We start from the raw sequence: 11292 nt of genomic DNA on the forward strand, positions 1-11292 counted from the left end.
TCAGGTGAACTAAAGGAGAAACATAACAGTTTCTCTTTGTTCATTTAAAAAACTATGATAATGGCGACAGAAAAAAAATACGGTCAGGACCTTCATTTGGAAGGTAGGTATAAAATAAAAGATGCAACTGACCTGCAGATTAAAACTCTTGACGAAGAACCTACCTGGCTGGAAGCTACAAAAAGTAGTGTTCTTTCCCATATCCGCAAACTTGTTATTCTTGCCAAGGCAATGAATTTAGGTACATCAGCCGTAGGAACTATTGTCGGACAGACAGGGGCTACCGGGGCAACAGGACTTACAGGTACCACAGGTATAAGTGGTGCCGTTGTAACAGGTCTTATCGGCGCAACCGGTGGTACCAGTACGACAGGGGCTACAGGTATGACAGGTATTACCAGTGATACTGGTGGCACAGGTGTTACTGGTAGTACCAGTACAACCGGTGTTACCGGACCTACAGGACAGACAGGTATCGGCGTAACAGGAGAAACTGGTGGTATCGGAGATACCGGTGCTACTGGATTGACCGGTACCACAGGATATACTCTGGTTACTGGTGTAGTCGGAGCAGTTGGATTGACAGGATCAACAGGAAAAACAGGACTTACCGGTGCGGCAGGGATTGTATTGGCAGAAGATGCCAAGACTACCAGTCTGGAAGAAAACATTGACGGATTGTCGTCTTGCATAACCCTTGCCAATGATCTTAAGGTAAAACTCAATGCACATTATACCGATGCAGGTGTTACAGGTGAAGAACATATTGCTCTTGACGGAATCGTGACTACCAATAATGCTACTAACCTGATAACATTGAAAACGCTTTTGAATGCATTGACAGCTTCCTATCATGATCATGACGGTGATGCTGAACTGGCTTCTGACTGGGTTTATCATCAGGCACAAGAAAGTGGTGATGCTTCACTGACTTCTATTGCTGCCGTAACGACACTGGCCGGGTGTATAACCAGGGCCAATGACATCAAGGCAAAACTTAATACACACATGGCCGATGCGACGTCGCATACCGATGGAGACAGTCCACAGGTCGCAACTGGAAATGCTACAAATGGAGCTTCAATATTGGTAACCACTACCGGAAGTATACCAGGAGATCGTATTTTCTGGTCTATAACCGATACTGGTACTTATGAAATATATGGAATATCCGCAATAGTAGGAACGGATACTACGACTTTTTCTTTCAGTGGTAATCCTGGAGCAGACACAATCATAAGTTATGCGATATTCCGACCATAATGATACTACTATTCAGACCCCCCGGAAGGGAGCTCCGGCTCCCTTTTTTTCTGAATTAAAATTTGATTACGATGAAAACCCAGATATTATTAATTATCTTAAGTGACATTTTAAGTGAAAATGCTCAAATACTTAATATAATGGATTCAACAGTTTTATTAACATTGGTAGGTTTTGCCATTACAATTCTAATATTTATCACATCGCAGATTATTGCGAACTCAAAGTTTAAACGTAAACAAGAAGCTACTACATTGCAATTCACAATTGAAACAAAAATAAAACTTGCCTCTTTCGAACGAGATCTTATTGTAATGCAGGAAAAGATAAATATGAATCGTCAGGAAATCATTGATACATATCAAAAATACCGGGACGAAACGATTAGACATACTACAGAGTTCCGCAATGAAACCCGGAGCGCTTTGGATGAAAACAGGATGGAACATAAATCATTAAAAGTTTTCATGGAAAATATAAAAGAAAACCTTGATTTTATCAGGGGTAAATTATCCAATAAAAAAGAAAGAGAAGAAAACGGAGGTTAATCATTAAGTTTTGAATGTTATGAGGTTTAATATAGAAATAACCGTATCAAGATTTTTAGCATTTCTTATGCTGATATTTGGATTTACATTAAGTTATATTCAAAAAGATTCTACCGCTTTTGTAACTTCTTGTACTGCGGCTGGAGTAATCGTAGCGATTAAAACTGGCTTTTATGCTTATGGTGAATCAAGGAATCAAAGTCCTGGCACGACAACAGAAAGTAGTAAAACGGAAACTACAACAAAAACAGAAACAATAAAAGAAGATTGAAATGAAAAAATTAACACCAAATCAAAAAAGATCAATAGTACTCGTCGGAGTAGTTATTGCCATTCTCTTACTGGTAAAGATCATTGGATGGAACAGGATCACAACCGTATTCAATTCCAAAAAAACTGAACAGATCCGGTTGATGAAAGACAAGATATCTGCAGATTCATTAAAGATTGTTTCACTACAGACTTACCTTACTAAACAAAAAGACAGTGTGGACCGGTATGTAAAACTTTATGACCAGGCAAAAAATAACTATACTGTCATCACAAAATATTACGAAAAACGTCTTGACGAAGTTCAGAGTCTTGATGCCAAGGATGCCGTTGCATACTTTGACCAACAGACCGATTGCGGCATTGTCGGTGATACCAATGTGATAACCAGGTTGTCAAATATTACCTGTGCCAACATAAAGTTTGTCGAACGGGAAATGTTCCTTTCACAACGTGATACCTTACAGGTCATGAATAAAGTCCTGGAAAGCAAGGTAAATCTGTTTCAAGGGATTACTGTAACGCAAGATGAGATCATAAAAGTTCAAAAGGGTTCTCTTGATGATTTTCAGAATATCGTAACGACACAACAGTCATTGGTTAGTGACCTGGAAAAAGCAAAGAAAAAATCAGACAGGAAACTGAAAAGGACAAAGACCATGGCAATTATATGCGGTTCTGCTGCAGTCGTACTTGGTGCTGTTTTAATACTCCAGTAACATGACACTCGAACAGATCATAAATGATATCCGTCTTATTCTTCGTGCCACTACGGATGATTCTCGAATAGTAGATTCACACCTGTTACGAAAGATACTCAACTACCGGTCATTATTCATAATAGATTCCTTTCTGCAGACTGGTACTTTCAATACTCAATGGATACAACGACTTGGCAACAAATCACTAACATCGGTAGGAAGTGCGGACAATTCCAATATTCCCGAAGGGACATTGAAGTTCGGCAAGGTAACTTTACCCAATGTCATACCGGTAGGACCGGAACGTGGTATCTACCGCATTTCAGACACGCAACGGCAAAAACAGATCTACCATACCACCTGGCCTATGCTGACACATATGATTGCGGCTTTGGATACCAGGATAAATCTTTTCCGGTATTATGCCAATATCGGTGATGAATACTATATCTATCCTTATGTCAGTGAAGTCGACGTCATGTTAATCCTTGACAATCCGTTGAACGGATATTCCTTCAGTACTGAACTTATCGTATTGACCGACATTGAAGATGGGGTGGAATACTTCGTCATATCAGGTACAGTAAAAGAAGTCGATGGAGCAGTGATAACTATCCATTCCAAAGGATCGTCGTTTACAGGGTCTTCTACGAGTGTTTACAGTGGTGATGGCAAGATCCGTGAATATAACCAGATCGTAACGGAAGCATATAACAATGAATTTTATATCGATTCCGGAATGGCACAGAGGATAGTACTTGAAATACTAACCAAGGACTTTGCCATCGAACGGCAGAGTATTTCCGATATTGTCAATGATTCCCAGGACCAGACTAAAATACTGACATCATGAAAATGGTAAAGAAAGATACGATGATCTTTGGAAACAAGAACAGCAGGGCGACCCGTCGTGCCACAAAGGTTCTTTTTCTTTATTTTAAATACATGTTTGAAATACTACTTGAAAAGAAATTTTTTATAATACCAGGTTTTGGCAGACTGGATATAACAAAGTCCATGACAAAACGAAACAATCTTATGCCGACGCCAAGGTATTACAAAGGCGACACTTATCTGCAGAATTCCAGGATGATGAATCCTAAAATGATCGGAGAAGTCGTTTCGGTCTCTTTTACAAAACAACGTGTTGTCAAAAATAAGTTCCGCTTCCAGGTCTGTCTGTCTTTCAGGAAGAAACTCACCAGGTTATTGTTTGATACCGATTACGGCAAAACTATACCACTATGTCAGTAAAGAAACTCATATCGATACGGGAAGTCATCACCCAACTGGTCGATGAGACCATGCCGGAATATTTAAGTATGTTACCTGTACTGGTACGATGGGGTAAACAATGTGATCTTCGTATCGGCAGTTATTATTCTTACAAAAAACAATATTACACCCGGACCATTACCAATGGGTTTGTAGAACTTCCTTTAAGTACAATACATGTTCTCGGGGTTGTCATGGGTGATCATTTGGATCATTGCCCTGATATCTTTAATGAAATATCGACATACAATGAATCCAGCGAACTTACCTTAAACGGGATAAATTATATCTTTTCATGGGATGATCTGTCTTATTATCCATTGAGGACACGGTTTAACTGGGAAGTACAGGATAACAGTATTGTCTTCCCAGGCAGTACTTACGATGGGCAGGATGTTACCATTGCCACATTGAACTACCAGGAAGATGCAGACGGATGGCCTATGGTTATAGAAGGACATATTCAGGCCATTACAACATGGCTGAAGATGAAACTGGCAAAGAAAGAACAGTGGAGAAGTTTTGTCACCAAACAGATGAAGATGTTTGACCGGACCTTTATAAAAGACCTGGAAGCAGAATACAGGTTTGAAGTCAGAAGTGCGGTGGCCAATGACGGGGACTGGAATGATAATGAAACACTGGCCATGTCAGAAATGATAGGACATCCTTTTACCGGTAACGGATCGTTAAATCTTTACTAATGCCTGAAGGGATAGAAAATACGTTTGAGAAGGGGGCGCACCAGGACAATGAACTGGTGGCGCAACCCAAAGGTACTTATCGCCGGAGTGTCAACGGTAAGATTACGTCCCGCAAAGATGGTTCTTTTGCATGGGAAAGTATCAAAGGCAATATATTGGAGTTTGAAATTACCGTACAAGACTATTATTTTGATCCCGTAACATCAGAGTGGCATACTCATGAATTACACACCAATTTTGTTCCTGTTGGAAATATTGAAGGAAAAGATAAAATTTTTTTGTTTTTTGTAGAAGATGATGGAAGTTTATTGATTGGATATGTTGGGAAGGAAACTGATGTTGGTTTTAACATCATTTATTATCTAAAAAACAATTTAGGAAACAACGGGATATTTGGACGGGATATATTTACTTTCTCGACGGAAAAGTTTATAACCGGATATTCTATTTTTGAAAATGCAGAGATTGAAAGGATTTATTTCAGTAATAATGATCTTCCGCCATTGACATTAAATATCGCTCCTCTTTTAATAGACAAAACAAACCTGTATTATTCAGAGTATCGTGAATTGTATGACGAGGCAAGTGAATTTTCATGGATTGATTCCGGCAAACTTGCCAGGTATTACATGGTACTTTCCGGGGCGACTTATTGGCCTGACGGACACCTGGTAAGACCAGGGGAGATATTTTCTATTGCAGATGACAATTCATCGTATATAGAATGTTCGCCAAACTTAAAAATTATTGATTTTTATCCTTTGCAGAATGCGGAATTTGATCCGTTACTAAATTTTCCAAGCATTGAATCTACTGGAGTCATAGACGGTTATTTACCTTGTGGCAATTATATCTTTGCCGTAAGTTATTATACTCGTTGTGGTCATTATACCAATTGGAGTCCATTGTCACAATCCTTTGGAGTGGGAAAATATATGATAACTCCGGATCCAACTGTTATATATCGATCCGTATTGGATTGGCAACGATATAGAGGGGGTGATTTTGAAACCTATTCGGCAAAGGGTATTCAGTTGGTGTTGAAAAATACCGAAACAATATTTCATAAAATAAGGATTGCGGCATTCTTGGTTGACCCGGCCAATCCCTTGACTACCGGAAAGATCATCGCCGAGAAAGAAATAGGAAAAGTTTTATACGAAGATATTTTAACTGTTCCAGTTCCAACAGCACAGGTAGACCTTACATTTGATTTTACTAATTACGCAGGAGCAGATGTAACCATTTCAGAAGTTATGGTAAGTACTACCAGATTGGAAAAAATAGAAGACTTAACCACCGCATTAAATTTTGCGATCACGGCAGGAGTACAGGAAGAATCAGAATTAAATATTGGTTCCAAAATAACTGGATCAATCAGGACATTGATACAGGAAATCCCTGGTGATGTTGTTAATCTTTTGAGTCCATACCAAGTAATGTTAAACAATGACGATACATTTCCTAATTATCCATTAACAGGACTTTATTCATTGGATGGAAATGGTTATGTTAAAAAAGTAACTAATGCTCATAATGATAATAGTTTTGGACATTTATTGCCAAATCAATTTTATGAAGTTTGTGAATATCCTGTTGTTTATCCTGACAACAGTTCTAATTACTATCTTCCCGGAGAAAGATTTCAGTGTAATAACAATAGTTTTCACTCTTATAATTATAAGAATTATAATAATGCGACACCTGGTTTTGTCAAACCCGTTTTTCCAGTATTGAAATATATTGATAAAAATGATAATTATATTTATGATTGGGTTTCATTAAACGAACAAACTGGTCTGAAAATGACCGGTAACCAATTGGCAGGATATTGGGGCAATGAAACGTACCGAATTGGGTTGTTGCCAATAAGTAAATCTGGTCGTCCAATGTATGTAAGATGGATTGCAGATTGGGATACATTGGAAAGACAAAAAGGTTATACTGCAACAGATAACTGTTATTATGTTGAACCGTTGGGAAGTATTGTAGAACCTGGTAAATTACATTGGACTGGAGATTTGTCTTTAGTAAAAAAATATAATATGGCTCAACCGGTCCCGTGCGATGTGTATCGTTCATTGCAATATTTATATCCTTTGGTCACTGTCGATCTTACTGATATCATTAATGATATAAGTGGATTTTGTATTGTTCGAGCACCAAGAGATAAAAAAATCATCTCTGAAGGTTTTGTGGAACCTATTATAAAACAATTAATACAAACAAATCCACTTGGCGGAACGGCAGAATATGGAATAAAAGTAATAAGAACACCGGGATTCAATGATGGTCGTGGTGTTTATGATTTTCTTTTAGAACAAGAGGATCTTTCCGATTTATTTGTTCAGGATCAATATATTTATATTACACCTGAACATTTGTTTAAATCAGATTTTGTGTTTGACTTGAATTCTATAGTAAAGCCAGTAAGAATCTTTAGTGTTATCAGTCCTGCCGTTTTTATTGAAGAATTTGGTGGCGATGAAACTTATCATACCGGTGGTCATTACAAAATATTCTACAGGAAATTTTATGATCAACAGATAGTCACGCCGTCTTTTGATGGAGAAGTTTCCGTAGAAAACGCAACTGCAATTACTGAAGGACAAGTCGAACTTAATCTTGATTATAATTTTGTTGATTTCTGGAACATTGCAAAATCCGTATTAACAAATATAAATACTGCTATAGACGAACAGTATTGTGCAAGAGCAAGCCGGGGACTTTTACTTTTGTTAAGTCTGTCAAGAAATTGGAATGAATTACCAAACCCGGCCGGTGCTGCACATGATTATTGGTCTCAAGATAGCAATATTATGATCGTTCAACAACAAAAGACAAGAGTTGGACTATATAATGATACACCTGAAAGTTTTGCCAATACGGATTATATGACTGTTGGACATTATCAAAAAGTGGATCAGGATTTTAAAGATGCAATTCTTAAGGATGGAAGGTATATCGTTAATGATATTCAACTTACCGGAGGGGATTGTTATATATCACTATTTGACTTTACAAGACTTTTAATAAATGGAAATAATCTTTACCAGGAAGACGATGAACCGAACAGATATTTTAATTTTCAACGGGGAGATACAATAATTGTTCCATTACAAACATCAATGAACTTAAATTCCCGCAACAATAGGAATTCATCGTATTACAAACCATCGGCAATTGAGGCAAATCGTGGTATTTGTTATACTCCTCTTACCGAAGAGTCTGAATTTGAAGTTAAGATTTCGTCACAAACCGGGTTTTTAGAGAATTTCAATTATAACAATTCTTTTTCCAATCAGGCAGGACAAAATCTTTATCCAGGTTATCCGTTGAATCTCTCCATGTTGAACAGTTTTTTAATGCGATTGCGATGGGGAAACAAAAAAGTATATGGTGAACTCGACGATGCATTCCGTAAATATCCTGCCCTGCAATTTTTGGATGTAAACGGTTTTTTCGGCAAAATTAACAATATCAAATCCAACCGGCAGTATCTCGTCTATTGGCAAGACAATTGCGTAGGATATATACCCATACAGGAAAAGGTATTGACATCTACCGTTGCCGGTGCCTATGTCCAACTTGGTATTGGTAATGCTTTTGAGATATACGATGAACTGGGCAAGACTTATGGGAACCGGGACCGGCTTTCGCTACTGGAAGCCAACGAAGTGTTCACCTGGTTTGACCGCAGGAATATGTGTGTGATCATGATGGACCGTACCATGAAACTCGGAGACAAGTCCAAAGTGCCTGGTATAGACACCTTGCTGAACAACATGGGCCTGTCGGCCAATACGAACGCATTTCCCGGGATTAACGGAACGGTATACTCCTATTATGATTATTTCAAAAAGATCGCGTACATGACCTTCTGGAACACTGTAGGACGGCAACCGGTGGAGGATAACTTGACTATTGGTATTGATCTGGAAAGAGGGATATTCCATGGTGAATTTCAGTTCTATCCCATACTGGCCTATTCTGCGGATAAACAATTAAAAATCGCTCAAAGTGATAACAAAGTATATACTCATGATGAAATCTCTGTAACTTTGTTTGGAGAGACTTTTGAATCGTTTATTGAAATAGTGGTGACCGGTGGATTTGATGTGTTTCTAAAGTTCGTCAACATGATCTGTATGGGTAATGAGAATTTCTTCACCAAAATCAAGTTCTCGGCAAATTTTCAATATGATACAGGATTGTATTTGAATGAAGTCGAAGAGACAGTAGATACACGGAATTACAAACGGTTCCTGGATGATATGCGGTTTTCTATACCGCAAGGTATATTGGGCAGGATGGAAGGTAAGGCGATGGTAGTAAGATTCACTAACGAAACACCGTTAAATACTGTGAAGTTATTAAGGACGAGTACTAAAATCATAAAACTTACATAAAATGGCATGGATAGCACCATTAGCAATTGGAGCTGCACAACTCGGGATGGGTATCTGGCAGAGTATTAAAACTACCCGGGAACGTAAACGTGTTGATGCGGAGACCAAAGCACAACAGGTTCCCGGTGAACTTTACGAAAGTAAAGGTGTTGCCGATGAGTTACGCCAGGATGCTTTGCAGACCAAAGGTATACAGGAAGGTCAGGCGATGGACCGCGATGTTATGCGTAGGACCGTAGGAGCCGGGGTATCTTCCAGCCCTGCAGGCCGTGTACAAAATGACATTGCTTCTAACATTGAAAAAGGAGTGGATGTCAATGCTATCTATGCAGACTATCGTAAGTCATTGGCAGAGACGGCAAAACTTGAAATGGGTATTAATTCCGAAATATCGAGAGCAAAGTTTGATGTGTTCAGTCAAAATATGCAAGTACAGAGTCGTAACGACGATATTTACAACCGTCGGCAGGAAGCATGGGCGGGATTGATGAATGCCGGTATGAGCAATGTGGCTGGTGCTTTCCAGTCCAGACAGAATAATTTAGACTTAAACCGGTACGGTGACCCAAATTATAAATCTGATCTTTCTAATAAACTAAATGATGGTACTATTCCTATTAATTCAGATGATTATACTAAAGCGATGAAGTATTATCAAAGTGGCAATTATGATGCAGCCTATAGAACTTATCAACGATATAAATAATAATAACCATGGCATATATTGATTATGGACTTGGACTGGGACTTGCCTATAAATTCGATTTCGATTCGGCAAATCGGTTTAAAATGGCTGCTGTGGAAATGGGTCAACGGGAAGCCGAACGGAAATATCAACGGGAACGTGATGCCCGTCAGGATGAAGATCGCCTTAATGCAAGAAAAAATCAGGCAACACAAGAATATTATGATCGTTTAAAAAAAGGAGTAGATGTTGTAAGAAGTAAATGGGCACAAGCAGAAATTGACAAAGCGGCACTGGAAGAAACGACAAAACTTGGGACCATCCCGCTCGATCCCAATTGGCAGCAAAGTATGGATAACCAGGTAAAAGTTGATCAAGCAAATGCACGTCTGCAAAACAACCCGGCCATCAGGACCATAGCACAAGCAAAATCAAAATTTGATCTGGCGATGGATGATTATGAAAAAGGAGTGATAAAGTTGGATAAATTTAAAGAAGAAGAAAGAAAATATAATGATTTTCTGGAAAAGGGACCATCTGCAGGAGTGTATGACTACCAACCTATGAAAGTCCAACTCACGGATAAATTCGACGATTATTACGGTCAATTCACAGAAGAATCTGGGAAGGCCGAAGAACGAAAAGTAATAGACAGTCAATTTTACAAGTTAAATTATGATGATATTCATGCCGCCTTTGAAAGTCTTGAGGATGGTCAAAAAAAGTATTTCGCATCGGAACTTGGATATGTACAACGCATGTCTCAAATGTATACCAATCCTGTAGCAAAATCTTCCGGTAGTGGAGGATATCATGAACCGACGGAATATGAAAAGAAAATGCAGGAAGTCTCTGCAACTTATAAGGAACTTGTGATAAAGACCAGTCCAGAAGGAACCGATGAGGAAAGTTACAATTTTGTCGATAGTAATATATCTGCTTTTATCCCAAGTGAATCTCGTGGTGGATACAATTATTATACAGATCCAAAAATTGTTCTTATCGATGAAAACCAGTCTACACTGGATCCAAATATGCAAGTTAAAAAACCTGGAGGAATAGTCTTTGATTCTATTAAGACACCGGTAGGAACCTTTGTATTTCCCGAGACAACAGATTCATACCGAAAAATTGATAAAAAAATATATATCGAAACAGAATTCCAGGCACCGTTTACCGGATTCAGCAAAGATAAAGACGATGTCGATGCCAATGGATTCAGAAAAACAACCGATCCTACGTTTAATAAACTGAATGCAAAAGGAAGGATCATTTCAGTTGATATGAGTGGAGATGTACCAGTGTATCGGTTCAAAGCATTCTCTCCGTTCAGTTCGTCAAGAAAAGCCGCAATAGAATATAATGACGCCAAATGGGGCAATGCGGACTGGCAGAGTATGGAAGAAGATTTAGATAATACTCCGAGATATTAAAGAT

General features: G+C 38.5%; 10 protein-coding genes. All 10 read left to right on the plus strand.

Annotation, left to right across the window (positions count from 1 at the left end):
- The first annotated feature begins 54 nt into the window (after positions 1-54).
- Positions 55-1263, plus strand: a complete 1209-nt coding sequence (locus tag WC222_11315) for a hypothetical protein (GenBank protein MFA6916978.1) — start codon at positions 55-57, stop codon at positions 1261-1263.
- A gap of 71 nt (positions 1264-1334) precedes the next feature.
- Complete coding sequence (locus tag WC222_11320; protein ID MFA6916979.1) at positions 1335-1811, plus strand: hypothetical protein; 477 nt, start codon at positions 1335-1337, stop codon at positions 1809-1811.
- Positions 1812-1878: 67 nt separating this feature from the next.
- On the plus strand, positions 1879-2082 hold the full coding sequence (locus WC222_11325) for a hypothetical protein (protein ID MFA6916980.1): 204 nt from the start codon (positions 1879-1881) through the stop codon (positions 2080-2082).
- 142 nt (positions 2083-2224) lie between these two features.
- Positions 2225-2800 carry a hypothetical protein gene (locus WC222_11330; GenBank protein ID MFA6916981.1) on the plus strand — a complete coding sequence of 192 codons (576 nt, stop codon included), beginning with the start codon at positions 2225-2227 and terminating at the stop codon, positions 2798-2800.
- A gap of 1 nt (position 2801) precedes the next feature.
- Positions 2802-3635: a hypothetical protein gene (locus tag WC222_11335; protein ID MFA6916982.1), complete on the plus strand. Its 834-nt coding sequence runs from the start codon at positions 2802-2804 to the stop codon at positions 3633-3635.
- A 185-nt stretch (positions 3636-3820) separates the two neighbouring features.
- Positions 3821-4036, plus strand: a complete 216-nt coding sequence (locus WC222_11340) for a hypothetical protein (protein MFA6916983.1) — start codon at positions 3821-3823, stop codon at positions 4034-4036.
- Positions 4027-4761: a hypothetical protein gene (locus WC222_11345; GenBank protein ID MFA6916984.1), complete on the plus strand. Its 735-nt coding sequence runs from the start codon at positions 4027-4029 to the stop codon at positions 4759-4761. Before WC222_11340 ends, WC222_11345 begins: the two co-directional genes overlap by 10 nt.
- Positions 4761-9170: a hypothetical protein gene (locus WC222_11350; protein MFA6916985.1), complete on the plus strand. Its 4410-nt coding sequence runs from the start codon at positions 4761-4763 to the stop codon at positions 9168-9170. The genes WC222_11345 and WC222_11350 overlap by 1 nt, the downstream gene beginning before the upstream one ends.
- A gap of 1 nt (position 9171) precedes the next feature.
- Entirely contained in the window at positions 9172-9876 is a 705-nt protein-coding gene (locus tag WC222_11355) for a hypothetical protein (GenBank protein MFA6916986.1), read from the plus strand.
- Between the two features lie 8 nt (positions 9877-9884).
- The gene (locus WC222_11360; GenBank protein MFA6916987.1) at positions 9885-11288 is read left to right on the plus strand and encodes a hypothetical protein; all 1404 of its coding nucleotides are present in this window, start codon (positions 9885-9887) and stop codon (positions 11286-11288) included.
- Positions 11289-11292: the final 4 nt, after the last annotated feature.

It is taken from the genome of Parachlamydiales bacterium, assembly GCA_041671045.1.
Taxonomy (GTDB): Bacteria; Chlamydiota; Chlamydiia; order Chlamydiales; family JABDDJ01; genus JABDDJ01.